Raw genomic sequence first — 15,385 nt, 5'->3', positions numbered from 1 at the left:
CCTCTCCCCAGCGGGGAGAGGTCGAATTGCATCTGGCGATGCGCAAGCATCGTCCAGTGCAATTCGGGTGAGGGGCGCCGCATCCTCGATCGAGCGTAACGCCTCACCCGCGCCGGAGCCTGTCATCGGGAGGCGCGACCTCTCCCGTTGGGAGAGGTGTAGAGCCTAGAATGCAAACTGCGTGCGCATCGCGACGGCGTCGAACTTCGAGCCGACATCGGCGGTCGAGATCGGTGAGGCCTGACGCGATACCGTTCCGTGCAGATAGTCGAGCATGAAGCGGACGTTGCCGTTGACGTACCAGTTCAGCGCGAGCGTATAGACGGTCTGCCGGCCGCCGGCGATGCCGGTCGCTGCTCCCAACTGATTGTTGAGGTCGATCGTCGAGAAGCGCCCCGCGATCTCCCATGCGCCCCAGCCGCCACCGTCGAGCGAGAACGGATGCGCCGGCTTGACGCCGCTATAGGCGGCGTTCGCCGCATTGTAGGTCCGGCCTTCGCCTGTCAGCACGTAGCCGGCCTGGGCGTAGCCGCCCTGGAATTTCAGGCTCGGCGCGCCGACCAGCGGCACGCCGGTGTTGGCCGTGCGATCGACATTGTACCAGAAGTATTCGCCCTGGACGATGAACGGGCCGTAGGTCGCCGCCGCCTCGACGCTGTAGACCTGCGCGCCTGAGGCATTGGCGATCGCGCCGGTGGAGATCAGCGTGGTCGGGTCGAGACGCAATTCCGGACGATCGCTGAGCGTGACCGCCTGCGTGTTGGCGATCAGGTTGCGCGGCGGCTGGATCAGCCATTGCGCGTCGGCGCCGATATGCACCGAGTAGTCCTTGCCGCTGATCGGATTGCCGGCGACGCGCGCCACGGCGCCATATTGCTCGCTGGTGCCGGCGGGCGCCGCGCTCGAGGCGGAGTGGATCGCACCGGTCGACGGTCCCGTGACATAGCCGCCGATCCAGAACTGGTCGTTGAACCAGCGCGCACCGGCTGCGGAGCGGAAGTCACCGGCGGCGATGTTGGTTGCGATCACGCCGGGCGAGGCGCGCTCCATGAACATGATGTCGTTGGAGCTCGTGGCCTCGTCCATGGTGTAGGGCAGGTCCATGATGCCGGCCTCGATCGCCATCCGTCCGCCGAACGGTTTTAAGCCGGTATAGCTGAGATAGGCATTCTCGACGCCGGAGACGCCACCGCCCGGAAGGGATCCCGGCGCGGTGCCGCCAAATCCGTCGGACGAGCCGCCGAAGTCGTAGACCAGCGCGAAGTTCCAGTCGTTGAAGAACTTGCCGGTGACGCCGATGCGCGCGCGGCGAACGTTCTGGCCGCTGTCGAGCTTCTGCGGCACGGTCGCCGCGGTGTTGGGACGATAGTCATAGCCGCCGACATCCCAATGCAGGCGGCTGGTGATGGCGACGCAGTTCGCCTGGTCGGCGGTGCAGATGGTTGGCCGGTTGTTCGGCATCGTCACGACGACACCGGAGGCCGGCGCCGGTCCCTTGACAGGGATCGCCGCATTGGCGTTGGCAACCGCGGCCTTTGCCTCCGAGCGCGCCTCGGCTTCAGCCTTCGCTTCGGCTCTGGCTTTCGCCGTGGCCGCCGTATTCGCCGCGGTCTGGCTCTGGAGCTTGTCGAGCTTCTGCTCCAGCATCTTCAATTGCTGTTTCAGCAGCGCGATCTCCTGCTCGCTGCTGCTTGCCGATTGGGCCTGGGCCTGCGAGGCCGCCAGCGCGCCGGCGAGTCCAATCGCCGTGGCTGCAATTCTTGTCCTGCTCACGTCATGACTCCATCGTTTGACGAACTTCCCCAAGTCGCAACGGGAGAGCCTAGGTGTGATCGATGACTGTCCCGCGACGCTGCGCCCGGTTGCGCGGTTCCCACTGATGCCAATTCGCCGCAACCGAATCCGCTCGACACACAATGCTGGATGACGTGCATCATGCCAATCCACCGCTCTGGCGAATTGCCGATTCGCACGCTGTGCTTGCATCTCGGACACACGGGAAAGGGGCTGAATATTGCCGCCTGGCGCCCTTCTATTGGCGGGCGAACGCGCCTATATTCCGGCGTCTTTTCCAAGAGGTAGGAATGTTTCGATCGACCTGGACCGCCGTCGTCACGGCCTTGTGCATAGCGTTTTCGGCCCACTTCAATCCGACTGCTGCGCAGGACCGCCGGGTCCCGTCGTCACCGGCCGAGCTGCGGCTGTCCTATGCACCGATCGTGCAGCGGGTGCAGCCGGCCGTTGTCAACGTCTACGCCGCCAAGGTGGTACAGAACCGCAATCCGCTGCTCGACGACCCGATCTTCCGTCGCTTCTTCGGCGTGCCGGGCCAGCAGCCCGAGCAGATGCAGCGTTCGCTCGGCTCCGGCGTCATCGTCGATGCCTCCGGCCTCGTCGTCACCAACGTCCATGTGATCGAGGGCGCGGACCAGGTGAAAGTGTCGTTGTCGGACAAGCGCGAGTTCGAGGCCGAGATCCTGCTGAAGGATTCCCGCACCGATCTCGCCGTGCTCCGCCTGAAGGACACCAAGGAGAAATTCCCGACCCTCGACTTCACCAATTCCGACGAATTGCTGGTCGGTGACGTCGTGCTCGCCATCGGCAATCCCTTCGGCGTCGGCCAGACCGTGACCCACGGCATCATCTCGGCGCTGGCGCGCACGCAGGTCGGCATCACCGACTACCAGTTCTTCATCCAGACCGATGCGGCGATCAATCCCGGCAATTCCGGCGGCGCCCTGGTCGACATGAGCGGCAGGCTCGCCGGTATCAACACCGCGATCTATTCGCGCTCCGGCGGCTCGCAAGGCATCGGCTTTGCGATTCCCGCCAACATGGTGCGCGTCGTCGTCGCTTCCGCCAAGAGCGGCGGCAAGGCGGTGAAGCGGCCGTGGTTAGGGGCGAGGTTGCAGGCGGTGACGCCCGAGATCGCCGAAAGCCTCGGCCTGCGCTCGCCGACAGGTGCGCTGGTCGCAAGCGTGGTGCCGAATGGCCCCGCGGCGAAGGCGGGCCTCAAATCCTCCGACCTCATCACCGGAATCGATGGCCAGACCGTGGATGATCCCAACGCCTTCGACTACCGCTTCGCGACCCGTCCGCTCGGCGGTACCGCGCAGATCGACGTGCAGCGCGGCAGCAAGCCGGTCAAGCTGACGGTGGCGCTGGAGACTGCGCCCGACACCGGCCGCAACGAGCTCGTCGTCACCGCGCGCTCGCCGTTCCAGGGCGCGAAGGTCTCGACCATCACGCCGGCGGTCGCCGACGAGCTGCATCTGGATGCCGACACCGACGGCGTCGTGATCACCGATATCGGCGGCGATACCGCGGCCGCAAGTGTCGGCTTCCAGAAAGGCGACGTCATCCTGGCCGTCAACAACCAGAAGATCAGCAAGACCGGCGACCTCGAGAAGGCCGCGGGTGAACGGCCGCGGATCTGGCGCATCACGCTGGTGCGCGGCGGCCAGCAGATCAACGTCACGCTGGGCGGATGAGTTCGAAGCGACCACAGGAGACGCCAACCCTCTTCGCCGCGGCGGGGCTCGATCATGACGCTCCGCATCCGCTGCCGGATCGGCTGCGTCCGCGCGCATTGTCGGAGGTCGTAGGCCAGGACCACATCCTCGGTCCCGACGGTGCGCTGACGCGCATGCTGGAGACGCGCACGCTCGGCTCACTCATCTTCTGGGGGCCGCCCGGCACCGGCAAGACCACGGTGGCGCGGCTGCTGGCGGATGCGACCGATCTGCATTTCGAGCAGATTTCCGCGGTGTTCTCCGGCGTCGCCGATTTGAAGAAGGCGTTCGATGCCGCGCGGGCCCGCCGGGAGATGGGCAAGGGCACGCTGCTGTTCGTTGACGAGGTGCATCGCTTCAATCGCGCCCAGCAGGATTCGTTTCTGCCCGTGATGGAAGACGGCACGGTGGTCATGGTCGGCGCCACCACCGAGAATCCGTCCTTCGAGCTCAACGCGGCGCTTCTGTCGCGCGCGCGTGTGCTGGTGTTTCGCTCGCTCGACGCTGCCGCGATCGAAAAGCTGTTCGCGCATGCCGAGCAGGTCGAGGGCCGCAAGCTGCCGCTCGATGCCGAGGCGCGCGCGGTGCTGGTGCGCATGGCCGATGGCGACGGCCGCGCCTCGCTGACGCTCGCCGAGGAAGTCTGGCGCGCCGCGCGCAAGGACGAGATCTTCAACGCCGCGCAGTTGCAGGAGATTCTGCAACGCCGCGCCCCGATCTACGACAAGTCGGCCGACGGCCATTACAACCTGATCTCGGCGCTGCATAAGTCGGTGCGCGGCTCCGATCCCGATGCCGCGCTGTATTACCTCGCGCGCATGCTCGATGCCGGCGAGGATCCGTTGTTCCTGGCCCGCCGCGTCGTGCGCATGGCGGTCGAGGATATCGGTCTTGCCGATCCGCAGGCGCTCGTCATCGCCAACGCCGCGAAGGATGCTTTCGACTTTCTGGGTCACCCAGAGGGCGAGCTCGCCATCGCGCAGGCCGTGGTCTACCTTGCCACCGCGCCGAAATCGAACGCGGTCTATACCGCCTTCGGCACGGCGATGCAGGTGGCAAAACAGGCCGGCTCGCTGCTGCCGCCCAAGCACATCCTCAATTCCCCGACCAAGCTGATGAAGTCGGAAGGCTACGGCGCAGCTTACGAATACGACCACGACGCCCCTGACGCCTTCTCCGGCCAGGATTACTTCCCGGAAGCCCTCGGCCGCCAGACCTTTTACGACCCGCCCGAGCGCGGTTTCGAGCGCGAGATCAGGAAGCGGCTGGATTACTGGGCCAAGCTGCGCAAGGAGCGGGGCGGCTGAGGCCAAATCGCCATTTCGTCGTGACGAAACGGCACTTTTGGGCTAGGCAGGCAGCCATGAGCCGCCGCATCAAGAGAATGAACCCAAAGCCCCGTTCGCGTGACGAGCGCGATGACGCGCGTCCATTCAAGGCGCGCAGCGCGCAGAAGGCGGGGCCGCGGCCGGGCGGCAAGCTAAGTAGCAAGGCAAGTAGCAAGCCGTCGCGCTTTGCGGGCGAGCGCGCCGAGCGCCGTGCGCCCAAGGCCGCAATGGAAAAGCCTGCGCGGGAAAAGCCCGTCGAGGCATTGCTGCCGACCAAGGTGCAGACCGTTACCGTGACGGCCGACGAGAACAACATGCGCGTCGATCGCTTCCTGGAAGCGCGCTTTCCCGGTCTGTCGTTCTCCCACATCCAGCGCGTCGTGCGCAAAGGCGAGTTGCGTGTCGACGGCAAGCGCGTCGACAGCAAGGACCGCCTGGAGGAGGGGCAAAGCGTCCGCATTCCGCCGCTGAAGCTCGACACGCCGAAGACGGCCGGCCCGCTCTCGGAAGCCGCGCAGAAGACGCTTGCCGCGCTGAAGGAGATGACCATCTGGGAAGACGACGACGTCCTCGTCCTCAACAAGCCCGCCGGCCTTGCCGTGCAGGGCGGCTCGGGCATGACGCGCCACATCGACCAGATGCTGGAGGTGATGCGCGATTCCAAGGGCCAGAAGCCGCGCCTCGTGCACCGTATCGACCGGGAGACGTCGGGCTGTCTCCTGATCGCGAAGACGCGCTTTGCCGCCTCGCATTTGACCGGCGCGTTCCGCTCGCGCTCGGCGCGAAAGGTCTATTGGGCACTGGTGCCGGGTCTGCCAAAACCGAAGCAGGGCCGCATCTCGACCTTCCTCGCGAAGGAGGAGGGCGAGGACGACACCATCATGCGCATCGCCCAGCATGGCGACGAGGGCGCAAGCCATGCGGTGACGTACTATGCGGTGGTCGAGACCGCCGGCAACAAGCTGACCTGGGTGTCGCTGAAGCCCGTGACGGGCCGCACCCATCAGCTGCGCGCCCACATGGCCCATATCGGCCATCCCATCGTCGGCGACCCCAAATATTTCAACATCGAGAACTGGCAGCTGCCGGGCGGCCTGCAAAACCGGCTGCATCTGCTCGCGCGCCGCATCGTCATTCCGCATCCGCGCGGCGGCGTGATCGACGCCACCGCACCGCTGCCGCCGCATATGCAGCAATCGTGGAATCTGCTCGGGCTCGATGCAAGCCGGTTTGATCCAATCGAAAACGCGCCAGAGGAGTAGGGCCCGGCGCCGCGGCCAGCCAAAGCCCGGCGAACAGGGCCGCAATGCCCGCAAGTTCCCTTATGCCTGCCGCTCGCTTTATCAGCCGCCGCTCTTATCTTGAAAGCTTAGCATTCAGCGACCGGGACCGAAGACTCAACATGCGCGAATTGTTCGAAGAAGCTGCGGGGCAACCCCCGTCGGATCCGCGGGAATCGGCGCGCGCCTCCACGCGCACGCCCCCGCGCAAGCGCTTCTACAAGGAGGCCGGCGCAGTCGAGGCCGAGGGCGACTTCGCCATCGCCCTCGACGGCAAGCTGATCCGCACCCCTTCCGGCTGCCAGGTGGTGATCCCCTCGCGCGCACTCGCCGATGCGGTTGCTGCCGAATGGGCTGCGCAGGGCGAGACGATCGATCCCGTGACCATGCCGCTGACGCGGATCGCCAACAGCGTGGTCGAGGGCGTCGTCGACCGCGTCGAGCTCGTCAGCGACGATCTCGCAAAATACCTCGAGACCGACCTGTTGTTCTATCGCGCCGGCCACCCCGAAGGGCTGGTCGCCCGCGAGGCCGCACATTGGGATCCCGTGCTGTTCTGGGCCGCGGAGACGCTGGGCGCGCATTTCATCCTGTCCGAGGGCATCGTGCATGTGAAGCAGCCGGACGAGGCGGTCAGGGCCGCGCGCGCCGCGCTGCCAAGAGATGCCTGGTCGGTCGCCGCGCTCCATGTGGTGACCACCCTGACCGGCTCGGCGCTGCTCGCGCTGGCGCTGGCCCATGGCGTGCGCGACGCTGGCCAGGTCTGGGCCGCCGCCCATGTCGATGAGGACTGGAACATCGACCAATGGGGCGTGGACGAGGAAGCAGCTAGCCGCCGGGCCACGCGCCTCCGAGATTTCGAAGCCGCCGTGACGGTTTTGGCGGCGGTAAAGCCGCAAGCGGCCAAAGGTCCTTAACGAGAGCTTTACGACGGCGCCTTAGGGTGGGATGGCATTCCCTGGCTGCCTCAAGATGCCGACGCCGATAAGCTCGATCGTTCCTGTCAGTGCCGCCAGCTCTGTGGCTGATGCGACGACGCCCGATCTCGTGCTTCAGGCCGGCAGCGTCGTCGACGCCAAAGTGGTCGGCGTGCTCGCCGACAATCTGGTGCGGATCGCGATCGCGAACCTCTCGATGGAGGTGATGTCGGAAGTGGCGCTGACACCGGGGCAAAATCTCCAGCTCGCGGTGTCGCAGAACGACGGCACCATCCGGCTCGCGGTCGTCGGCGGGACAGGCGGCGCGGCGTCCGATCAGATTACGCTGACGCCGGCTGCGGCCTCGCTGGTGGATAGCCCGCCGCTCGCGCCGTCCGCGGCGCGCAATACGCTGACTCCGTTGGAGCAAGTCGCCGTCACCGTGGCGTCCGCCGAGGCCGTGACCAGGCAAGGCAGCCAGGCGCCGCTGTTCGCCAATCTCGCAGCGGTCGTCACCGGCAGCGATTTGCCGGCGGGGCTGAAGCAGGCCGTGCTGGACGTGCTGGCGCAGCAGACGCCGCTCAACGCCGGGCTCGATGGCGGCGATATCGAGACTGCCTTCCAAAAGTCCGGCTTGTTCCTCGAGGCTTCGCTGGCCGCCGGCGCAACGCCGTCCTCCGGTGCAATGCCCGATCTGAAGGCGGCGCTGCTGGTGCTGCGCCAGACGCTGGCCACGCTCGAAACCACCGCGCCGCCGACCCACGGCGCCGCCATGCCTGCCAGCGTCGCGGGCGCGCCGCAGCTGGCCGTTGCGTCGGCTCGGCCAGCAGCCGAGGCCGGGCAGGCCGCATTGTCGTCAATGGCCCCCGATATCGCCCAACCGGCGCAACAGCCGCGCAACGCTAATTTCGCGGCCGCGGTGCTCGCCGACATGGCTGCCGACGCGCCACAAATGGCGATGCCGCGGACCATGACCGCCGGCCTTGCCGCCAGCCTCTTGCAGGAGACGACGCAAAACCTGCCGCGGATGATCGGCAACGTGCCCGGCTCCAACAAGGCCGTGCCGGATGGCCACATCTTCGAGGCGGCCGCCCACGCGACCACACCGCCGCCATTCCGTGGCGCATTGCCGGCGCCCCAATCCATCGCTTCGCCATCGCTGGCGCCCGATACGCCGCTGGCCGCCACGGTGCATCGCCTGCTCGACGACAACGATGCCGCGATTGCGCGGCAGACATTGTTGCAGGTCGCTTCGCTTCCCGATCGCACCGATGCTTCCGGCCACCGCATCGACCCGGCCGTGCCGCAATGGAATTTCGAGATTCCCTTCGCAACGGCGCAGGGCACCGCGATGGCGCAGTTCGAGATCTCGCGCGATGGCGGCAATGAATCCGCCGATCCCGCCACGCGTGCCTGGCGCGCGCGCTTCTCGCTCAATGTCGAGCCGGCCGGCCCCGTGCATGCGCTGATCACGCTGAGCGGCGACAAGACCTTCGTGCGGATGTGGGCGGAGCGGCCGGCGACGGCGCAGCAGCTCCGCGCCGGCGTCGGTGAGCTCAGCCAGGCATTGTCCAGAGCCGAGCTCAAGCCTGGCGATATCGTTGTGCGCGACGGCACGCCGCCGCAACCGGCACCGGCTCGCGCCGGTCACTTCCTGGATCGCGCCACATGAGCGATCCATCCAAGCTCGCGATTGCCCTGCACTACGAGAAGGGCACCAACGCCCCGGTCGTCGTCGCCAAGGGCAAGGGCACGATCGGCGAAAAGATCGTCGAGATTGCCAAGGCCCATGACATTCCGATCGAGGAGAACGAGGTTTTGGCCGGCGCACTCTCCAAGGTCGAGCTTGGCGAGGAGATCCCGCCGGACCTCTACAAGGCCGTCGCCGAAGTGCTGGTGTTCGTGCTGCGGCTGTCGCGGGGGCGCTGAACGCTGTCATCGTTTCACCACGTAGCGGCTGCATGGTTGCGGCCACTCTCATCATCAGCGGATACCACCCTTGATCACCCGTCGTTCCACTCTCGGCCTGCTCGCCGCAGCCGCCACCCTGCCGTCACGCGCGCTTGCTCATGTCGCGCCGCCGCGCAACGAAATCCGCGACAGCCTGGCCAAACGCTTCACCGATCTCGGCACATCAGGCACCTTCGTCGGCTACAAGGTCGAAGACTATCTGATCGTCGCCAGCGACAAGGAGCGCTCGGGCGAGGGGAAGCTGCCGGCCTCGACCTTCAAGATTCCAAACTCGTTGATTGCGCTCGAGACCGGCGTGGTCACAGACCCCGACAAGGACGTATTTCCCTGGGACGGCGTGAAGCGGCCGATCGAGGCCTGGAACAAGGATCACACACTACGCAGTGCGATCGCGGTCAGCGCGGTGCCGGTCTATCAGGAGATCGCGCGCCGCATCGGCCAGGACCGCATGCAGAAATATGTCGACGAGTTCGACTACGGCAATCGCGACATCGGCGGCGGCATCGACCAATTCTGGCTCACCGGCGCCCTGCGCATCGATCCGGTCGAGCAGGTGGACTTCGTCGACCGGCTGCGCCGCCGTGCGTTGCCGATCAGCAAGCGCAGCCAGGATCTCGTCTGCGACATCCTGCCGGTGACCAAGGTCGGCGATAGCATCATCCGCGCAAAGTCGGGTCTCTTGGGCGCCGAGCGCGGCGAGCCGTCGCTGGGCTGGATGGTCGGCTGGGCCGAGAAGGGCGGGGCCCACACCGTGTTCGCACTCAACATGGACTGCCGTGAGCCGCGTCTCATCAGTGAGCGCATGCCGCTGACGCAGGCCTGCCTTGCCGAGATTGGCGCGATCTAGCGCTACCGCGCTGGCGTGTGTGAAGCTGAGCAGTTTACTTATGGCCGTGCTTCGAGATGTGCGCTCTGCGGGCTCCTTCAGGATGAGATTCTGTTTTGCCGCGAAATCTCGGCCGTAGGGTGGGCAAAGGCGCGCAGCGCTGTGCCCCCCATCTCTCCACATCGTGATCTGTAATTGGTGGGCACGCTTCGCTTTGCCCACCCTACGGTATCTGTCACCGACATCATCGCGGAGCCGAAGGCCAACAAGCGACCCTCATGGTGAGGAGCCGCCTTGCGACGCATCTCGAACCATGAAGGCCGGGCGCGCACGGCTCCAAGCGCAATTGCCCCAGCCTCAGGCCTTATCGGCCGTTTTCTTCGCCGTCAGCGCCTGGTCGATCGCAAAGCCGCCGATCTCGCTCATCGCCTGCGAGATCGCGTCGCCGCGCCGCGCAAAGCCGTTCGAGAGATAATCGAACTGCGTTCGCGCCAGCTGCAGCGCCTCGATCGGCACGGAGACCACGGTCTCGTTGAAACTGTCGACAGAGGCGCGCAGCGTCTCGAGCTCCGTGCTGAGCTTGCCGATATGACTCTCGGCATCCTGCATCAGGCCAAGCAGCTTGCCGCGCTCGGCATTGAAGGCGGCTCGCTCGGCTGCGGCCTCCGCGGTGACCTCGGCGAGCTGTGCCCGCAGCGCTGCGATCTGGCTCACCATGGCATCGCGAGCAAGCTCCGCGGCCTCGCGCAGCTCGGCGTTGCGCGTGCTCTCGACGTGCTGCCGGTGATAGAGCCGCTCGGCCGACATCGCCCGCTGCGCCAGGGACTCGATCAGGCTTGCGGCACGCAGCAGCATCTGGCCGTTCCGCCCCGACACCATGCTGGCCATGCGCCGCAGGAAGTCGATGGTTTCGGACGATGAGTTCGGCGGCAGGGGGACGACCGTCGCGGACATCTCAGTGATGCTTGCGTGATGCTCGAGCCAAGGCGTAATGACCACCGCCGTACCGACTGGGCTCACGCAACATTCGGCGCCTGATCGTGAGCTTGAAGCAAGCCTGAATCGGCTGGCCTGGTCAACTGGGCCGGACCACCAAATTTGCAGGCACGCGCGCGGGTCAGGCGTCCTTCTGCCGGCCGATCCGCCCCAGATGGGTGAAGCCGAACCCCGCGGAATATTTCAGGCCATAGCCGAGCGCCCGGTCGATGCCGATATGGGCGAGCCAGATCAAGGCAATGGACAGGGTCAAAGGCGAGGCGAGGCCGAAGCCAAGTGTCAGCAGCGACACCGGCGCCATGTAGCTGTGGGCGGCATTGTAGACCAGCGCGCCGAATTTGGCGTCGGAAAGGTATGCCAGGAAGCTCAGGTCGGGGACGAGGAAGAGCAGGGCAAACACTAGCCAGGAGCCGTCCCACGCCCAGTAGAGCATCACCATCCCCGCGAACAGGGTCAGGCCCTCCAGCCGCAGCAGGATGTTGACACCGCCCGTCGCCGCACCAGTCTCGGCCGTTCCTTCGTCCATGCTCGCCTCCCAGGCAAAACTTTGTAATCCCTCACGCTTTCAGCCCGGACAGGGCAGCCCTGCGAGGCCGAAAGGCGCTTTCCGGCCCGCAAAATGCCGTGTTAGAACCCCGCATCACTTAAGAACTGGCGGGAGCAAATGAAACACATCCTGGACGCCCTTGAAGATCGTCGCGCCGGCGCAAAGCTCGGCGGCGGGGAGAAGCGCATCGAGGCGCAGCACGCCCGCGGCAAGCTGACGGCGCGCGAGCGCATCGAGCTCTTGCTCGACAAGGGATCGTTCGAGGAATTCGACATGTTCGTCGAGCACCGCTCCACCGAGTTCGGCATGGAGAAGACCAAGGTGCCGGGCGATGGCGTCGTCACCGGCTGGGGTACCGTCAACGGCCGCAAGACCTTCGTCTTCGCCAAGGACTTTACGGTGTTCGGCGGTTCTCTCTCCGAAACGCACGCGCTGAAAATTACGAAACTCCAGGACATGGCGATGAAGGCGCGGGCGCCCATCATCGGTCTCTATGACGCCGGTGGCGCCCGCATCCAGGAGGGCGTCGCGGCGCTCGCCGGCTATTCCTACGTGTTCCGCCGCAACGTGCTCGCCTCGGGCGTGATCCCGCAGATCTCCGTCATCATGGGCCCCTGCGCCGGCGGCGACGTCTATTCGCCTGCGATGACCGACTTCATCTTCATGGTGAAGAACACCAGCTACATGTTCGTCACTGGCCCCGACGTGGTGAAGACCGTCACGAACGAGGTCGTCACCGCCGAAGAGCTCGGCGGCGCCTCGGTGCACGCCACGCGCTCCTCGATCGCGGATGGCGCCTTCGAGAACGACGTCGAGACGCTGCTGCAGATGCGCCGCCTGATCGACTTCCTGCCGTCCAACAACACCGACGGCGTGCCGGAATGGCCGAGCTTCGACGACATCGGCCGCGTCGACATGTCGCTGGATACGCTGGTCCCCGACAATCCGAACAAGCCCTACGACATGAAGGAATTGATCCTGAAGGTCGTGGACGAGGGCGATTTCTTCGAGATCGCGGAGGCCTTCGCCAAGAACATCGTCACGGGCTTTGGCCGCATCGCGGGCCGCACCGTCGGCTTCGTCGCCAACCAGCCGATGGTGCTGGCTGGCGTGCTCGACAGCGATGCCTCACGGAAAGCGGCGCGCTTCGTTCGTTTTTGTGATGCCTTCAACATCCCGATCGTCACCTTCGTCGACGTGCCGGGCTTCCTGCCGGGCACGAGCCAAGAATATGGCGGCCTGATCAAGCACGGCGCGAAGCTTCTGTTTGCGTACTCGCAATGCACCGTGCCGCTGGTCACCATCATCACCCGCAAGGCCTATGGCGGCGCCTTCGACGTCATGGCCTCCAAGGAGATCGGCGCCGACATGAACTACGCCTGGCCGACCGCCCAGATCGCGGTGATGGGCGCCAAGGGCGCGGTCGAGATCATCTTCCGCTCCGACATCGGCGACCCCGACAAGATCGCGGCGCGAACGAAGGAATACGAAGATCGCTTCCTGTCCCCCTTCATCGCCGCCGAGCGCGGCTACATCGACGACGTCATCATGCCGCACTCGACCCGCAAGCGGATCGCCCGGGCGCTGGCGATGCTGAAGGACAAGAAGACGGAAATGCCGGCGAAGAAGCACGACAATTTGCCGTTGTGAGAAAGATGTTGCCCGGATGAGCGTAGCGACATCCGGGTTCTTACTCAGGTCCCGCATGTCGCTTCGCTCATGCGGGCTACCAATTTCTTCTGAGTTCGCATGATCGAAGACGATCCAACCGACGAAATCTCAGACATCGAGGATCGGATCGAAGCGCTCGCCGAGATCGCCGAGCGCTGCCGGAAGTACATCCTTGCATCCAAAATCGCGATCGGCGGCGGGGCGGCGTTGCTGCTGGTCACAATCCTTGGTGTGTTTGGCTTCGGCCAGACTGCGGCGCTCGGCTCAATTGCGCTGGTGCTGGGCGGGATCGTGTCGCTCGGCTCGAATGTCAGCACTTTGCGGCAGACGAATGAGGCCATCAGTGCCGCGGAGGCGCGTCGTTCGGCCTTGATCGGAAGCATCAATCTTCGCGTCGTTGCCGACGCACCGCTGAAGCTGGTTTAACGCGCCGCCGTAGGGTGGGTTAGCGACAGCGTAACCCACCAACGCGTGGATGGCGACGTGGCGGATTACGCTTCGCTAATCCGGCCTACGAACGTGCCTTATCCGCCGCAGCGAAATGCGCCATCTGGTCGGCACGGGCCTTGGCGAAGGCCGGGCGGGCCGTGGCGCGGGCAAGGTAAGCGCGGCAGGCCGGATGGTTCGCAAGTCCCTCGAAGCGGTCGACGGGGCGCAGCACGTCCGACATCAGGATGTCGGCGACGGAGAAGGACCCCGCCAACCATTCGCGGCGGGCTAGCACCAGTTCGAGATGCTTGAGGCGAACCCCAAGGAACCCGTCCAGGAATTTCCATGCCGGCGTGTCGTCCGCATTGCCCATGAACTTCAGCATCGCCCAAGGCAGGCTCGCCATCTCCACCGAATTGAGCGCGGCGAACACCCATTTCGTCGCCTCAACGCGGCCGCGCGGATCTGATGGCATCAGCTTGTCGCTGCGCTCGCCGAGATGCAGCAGGATCGCGCCGCTCTCGAAGATCGAGAGGTCGCCGTCGGTCAGCCACGGCACCTGGCCGAAGGGCTGGTGCGCGAGATGCGCGGGGCCGCGGTCGTCGAATGGCACGCTCGCGACGCGATAGGGCAAGGCGGCTTCTTCGAGCGACCAGCGCACACGGAGGTCGCGCACGAAACCTCTGGGCATCTCGGGAACCCAGTCGAAGGTGGTCAGGGTGAGGTTGGCCATGTGGTGTCTCCGTGTCCTGGTTCAGGTCAAGGACGAACGAACAGCACGCGTTCCGACACCGGTGCCAGGCTGTTTTTGTCGCCGGCGACCGAAGCGGTTAGTCTCGGCTCAAACAATGGGAGGAAACCCGATGCCAGCAGCCTTCTTCGTCGTCCGCGCCACCGTTACCGACGCGAGCAAGCGCGCCGCCTTCGACAGATGGTACGAGACGGAACATCTGCCCGACGCGGTGAAGGCGTTCGGCGTGAGCAAGGCCTGGCGGTTCTGGAACCTGGACGATCCCTCGCTGCACCAGGCCATGTATCAGTTCGATGACGAGGCGAGGCTCGCGGCAATGCTGAAGAGTGATGCGCTCAAGCGCCTGACGGCCGACTTCAACCGGGACTGGCCCGATGTGACGCGCACGCGCGAGACGTTGGTGCTGGCGCAGGAGTTCGCGGCGTAGGGTCGACGTAGCCCGGATGGAGCGCAAGCGTAATCCGGGGTCTTCGCCCGAAGCACAAATCCCGGATTGCGCTGCGCTCTACAGGCGACATTGTCGGCTTTGCATCAAATCTGAACACCTGATTCAGCTTTGGTTCATGTCGTCACCGCGACACTTCTTCTGCATCACGGGCACGATGATCCAAGAGGAAGAAGCCATGGAGCGCCGGAACTTTTTGAAACTTGCATTGGGAGCGACGGCGGGAGCCGCTGCCTTCGCCGCGACCGCGCAGGCCGCGCCGCTGTCACCGCAGCCGGTCGGTGATGCTGCCCGTGCCCGTATGCCGCAGGGCAATTCCGACGCTCATCCCGCAGTCACCACCAGCGAGGAAGCCGCGCAAGCGAGGCCTGAGCAGGTGCACTGGCGTGGGCGCGGCCGCCATTGGGGCTGGCGTCACCGCCATTGGGGCTGGCGTCGCCGGCGCTGGCACCGCCGCCATTACTGGTAAGCTCGTGACAGTTCGCGAATGGATGGGGATCGCCGCTGGCGGTCCCCGTTTCGATTCTAAGAGCCGCGCCGATTCCACGGCGGACGAAAGTCGGCAGCGGCGTCCAGACGAAAATGGCCGCGCAGGCTGATCCCGCGCGGCCATTTTGCAAGGCGAAAGGATCAGAACGGACGGCAGCGGCCGGCGTACCAGCGGAAGCCATAGGGGCACACACGCGCGCGCGGCACCACGACGACCGGCGCC

15 protein-coding genes and 1 pseudogene are annotated in these 15,385 nt (G+C 65.6%); 11 read left to right on the top strand and 5 right to left on the bottom strand.

Features of this window, described 5'->3' with window-relative positions:
* Nucleotides 1–165: 165 nt before the first annotated feature.
* On the bottom strand, nt 166–1,773 hold the full coding sequence (locus tag CWO91_RS37075; RefSeq protein WP_130220379.1) for an OprO/OprP family phosphate-selective porin: 1,608 nt from the start codon (nt 1,771–1,773) through the stop codon (nt 166–168).
* Between the two features lie 311 nt (nt 1,774–2,084).
* Between CWO91_RS37075 and CWO91_RS37070 the strand changes: the two genes are divergently transcribed.
* The 7 genes from CWO91_RS37070 to blaOXA all read left to right on the top strand — a co-directional run bounded on the left by CWO91_RS37070 (nt 2,085) and on the right by blaOXA (nt 9,855).
* On the top strand, nt 2,085–3,491 hold the full coding sequence (locus CWO91_RS37070; RefSeq protein WP_165405975.1) for a DegQ family serine endoprotease: 1,407 nt from the start codon (nt 2,085–2,087) through the stop codon (nt 3,489–3,491).
* Nucleotides 3,488–4,819: a replication-associated recombination protein A gene (locus tag CWO91_RS37065; RefSeq protein ID WP_130220378.1), complete on the top strand. Its 1,332-nt coding sequence runs from the start codon at nt 3,488–3,490 to the stop codon at nt 4,817–4,819. Before CWO91_RS37070 ends, CWO91_RS37065 begins: the two co-directional genes overlap by 4 nt.
* A 56-nt stretch (nt 4,820–4,875) precedes the next feature.
* The gene (locus tag CWO91_RS37060) at nt 4,876–6,102 is read left to right on the top strand and encodes an RluA family pseudouridine synthase (RefSeq protein WP_130220377.1); all 1,227 of its coding nucleotides are present in this window, start codon (nt 4,876–4,878) and stop codon (nt 6,100–6,102) included.
* Nucleotides 6,103–6,242: 140 nt separating this feature from the next.
* On the top strand, nt 6,243–7,037 hold the full coding sequence (locus CWO91_RS37055; protein ID WP_130220376.1) for an ATP12 family chaperone protein: 795 nt from the start codon (nt 6,243–6,245) through the stop codon (nt 7,035–7,037).
* A gap of 55 nt (nt 7,038–7,092) precedes the next feature.
* On the top strand, nt 7,093–8,709 hold the full coding sequence (locus CWO91_RS37045; protein WP_165405974.1) for a flagellar hook-length control protein FliK: 1,617 nt from the start codon (nt 7,093–7,095) through the stop codon (nt 8,707–8,709).
* Entirely contained in the window at nt 8,706–8,966 is a 261-nt protein-coding gene (locus CWO91_RS37040) for an EscU/YscU/HrcU family type III secretion system export apparatus switch protein (RefSeq protein ID WP_128933147.1), read from the top strand. The genes CWO91_RS37045 and CWO91_RS37040 overlap by 4 nt, the downstream gene beginning before the upstream one ends.
* 70 nt (nt 8,967–9,036) lie before the next feature.
* Nucleotides 9,037–9,855, top strand: coding sequence for a class D beta-lactamase (blaOXA, locus tag CWO91_RS37035; RefSeq protein WP_130220375.1), 819 nt, complete (start codon nt 9,037–9,039; stop codon nt 9,853–9,855).
* A 336-nt stretch (nt 9,856–10,191) separates the two neighbouring features.
* Here the strand turns inward: blaOXA and CWO91_RS37030 are convergent, their stop codons facing one another.
* Both CWO91_RS37030 and CWO91_RS37025 read right to left on the bottom strand, forming a co-directional pair.
* On the bottom strand, nt 10,192–10,788 hold the full coding sequence (locus CWO91_RS37030; protein ID WP_165405973.1) for a hypothetical protein: 597 nt from the start codon (nt 10,786–10,788) through the stop codon (nt 10,192–10,194).
* Nucleotides 10,789–10,951: 163 nt separating this feature from the next.
* Nucleotides 10,952–11,356 carry a DUF4260 domain-containing protein gene (locus CWO91_RS37025; RefSeq protein WP_130220373.1) on the bottom strand — a complete coding sequence of 135 codons (405 nt, stop codon included), beginning with the start codon at nt 11,354–11,356 and terminating at the stop codon, nt 10,952–10,954.
* 138 nt (nt 11,357–11,494) lie between these two features.
* On the opposite strand from CWO91_RS37025, the gene CWO91_RS37020 reads away from it, so the two are divergent.
* Nucleotides 11,495–13,027: an acyl-CoA carboxylase subunit beta gene (locus tag CWO91_RS37020; RefSeq protein ID WP_130220372.1), complete on the top strand. Its 1,533-nt coding sequence runs from the start codon at nt 11,495–11,497 to the stop codon at nt 13,025–13,027.
* A 99-nt stretch (nt 13,028–13,126) separates the two neighbouring features.
* Entirely contained in the window at nt 13,127–13,474 is a 348-nt protein-coding gene (locus tag CWO91_RS37015; RefSeq protein WP_130220371.1) for a hypothetical protein, read from the top strand.
* 85 nt (nt 13,475–13,559) lie between these two features.
* Here the strand turns inward: CWO91_RS37015 and CWO91_RS37010 are convergent, their stop codons facing one another.
* Nucleotides 13,560–14,210 carry a glutathione S-transferase family protein gene (locus CWO91_RS37010; RefSeq protein ID WP_130220370.1) on the bottom strand — a complete coding sequence of 217 codons (651 nt, stop codon included), beginning with the start codon at nt 14,208–14,210 and terminating at the stop codon, nt 13,560–13,562.
* 130 nt (nt 14,211–14,340) lie between these two features.
* On the opposite strand from CWO91_RS37010, the gene CWO91_RS37005 reads away from it, so the two are divergent.
* Together CWO91_RS37005 and CWO91_RS37000 are read left to right on the top strand one after the other, a co-directional pair.
* Nucleotides 14,341–14,655, top strand: coding sequence for a hypothetical protein (locus CWO91_RS37005; RefSeq protein WP_130220369.1), 315 nt, complete (start codon nt 14,341–14,343; stop codon nt 14,653–14,655).
* Nucleotides 14,656–14,851: 196 nt separating this feature from the next.
* Entirely contained in the window at nt 14,852–15,142 is a 291-nt protein-coding gene (locus tag CWO91_RS37000) for a twin-arginine translocation signal domain-containing protein (protein WP_130220368.1), read from the top strand.
* Between the two features lie 161 nt (nt 15,143–15,303).
* Here CWO91_RS37000 and CWO91_RS45645 read toward each other — a convergent pair.
* A pseudogene (locus CWO91_RS45645) lies at nt 15,304–15,385 on the bottom strand (GCG_CRPN prefix-to-repeats domain-containing protein); the annotation flags it as partial.

Origin of the sequence: Bradyrhizobium genosp. SA-3 (genome assembly GCF_004212635.1) — a bacterium.
Taxonomy (GTDB): domain Bacteria; phylum Pseudomonadota; class Alphaproteobacteria; order Rhizobiales; family Xanthobacteraceae; genus Bradyrhizobium.
The sequence above is the reverse complement of the archived record's forward strand: the minus strand, read 5'-3'. Positions and strand labels throughout refer to the sequence as shown.

Coding starts and splice junctions, on each gene's coding strand:
- CWO91_RS37015 (WP_130220371.1), top strand. CDS start 13,127: ATGATCGAAGACGATCCAACCGACGAAATCTCAGACATCGAGGATCGG.
- CWO91_RS37065 (WP_130220378.1), top strand. CDS start 3,488: ATGAGTTCGAAGCGACCACAGGAGACGCCAACCCTCTTCGCCGCGGCG.
- CWO91_RS37025 (WP_130220373.1), bottom strand. CDS start 11,356: ATGGACGAAGGAACGGCCGAGACTGGTGCGGCGACGGGCGGTGTCAAC.
- CWO91_RS37070 (WP_165405975.1), top strand. CDS start 2,085: ATGTTTCGATCGACCTGGACCGCCGTCGTCACGGCCTTGTGCATAGCG.
- CWO91_RS37030 (WP_165405973.1), bottom strand. CDS start 10,788: ATGTCCGCGACGGTCGTCCCCCTGCCGCCGAACTCATCGTCCGAAACC.
- CWO91_RS37040 (WP_128933147.1), top strand. CDS start 8,706: ATGAGCGATCCATCCAAGCTCGCGATTGCCCTGCACTACGAGAAGGGC.
- CWO91_RS37060 (WP_130220377.1), top strand. CDS start 4,876: ATGAGCCGCCGCATCAAGAGAATGAACCCAAAGCCCCGTTCGCGTGAC.
- CWO91_RS37005 (WP_130220369.1), top strand. CDS start 14,341: ATGCCAGCAGCCTTCTTCGTCGTCCGCGCCACCGTTACCGACGCGAGC.
- CWO91_RS37000 (WP_130220368.1), top strand. CDS start 14,852: ATGGAGCGCCGGAACTTTTTGAAACTTGCATTGGGAGCGACGGCGGGA.
- CWO91_RS37045 (WP_165405974.1), top strand. CDS start 7,093: ATGCCGACGCCGATAAGCTCGATCGTTCCTGTCAGTGCCGCCAGCTCT.
- CWO91_RS37010 (WP_130220370.1), bottom strand. CDS start 14,210: ATGGCCAACCTCACCCTGACCACCTTCGACTGGGTTCCCGAGATGCCC.
- CWO91_RS37055 (WP_130220376.1), top strand. CDS start 6,243: ATGCGCGAATTGTTCGAAGAAGCTGCGGGGCAACCCCCGTCGGATCCG.
- CWO91_RS37020 (WP_130220372.1), top strand. CDS start 11,495: ATGAAACACATCCTGGACGCCCTTGAAGATCGTCGCGCCGGCGCAAAG.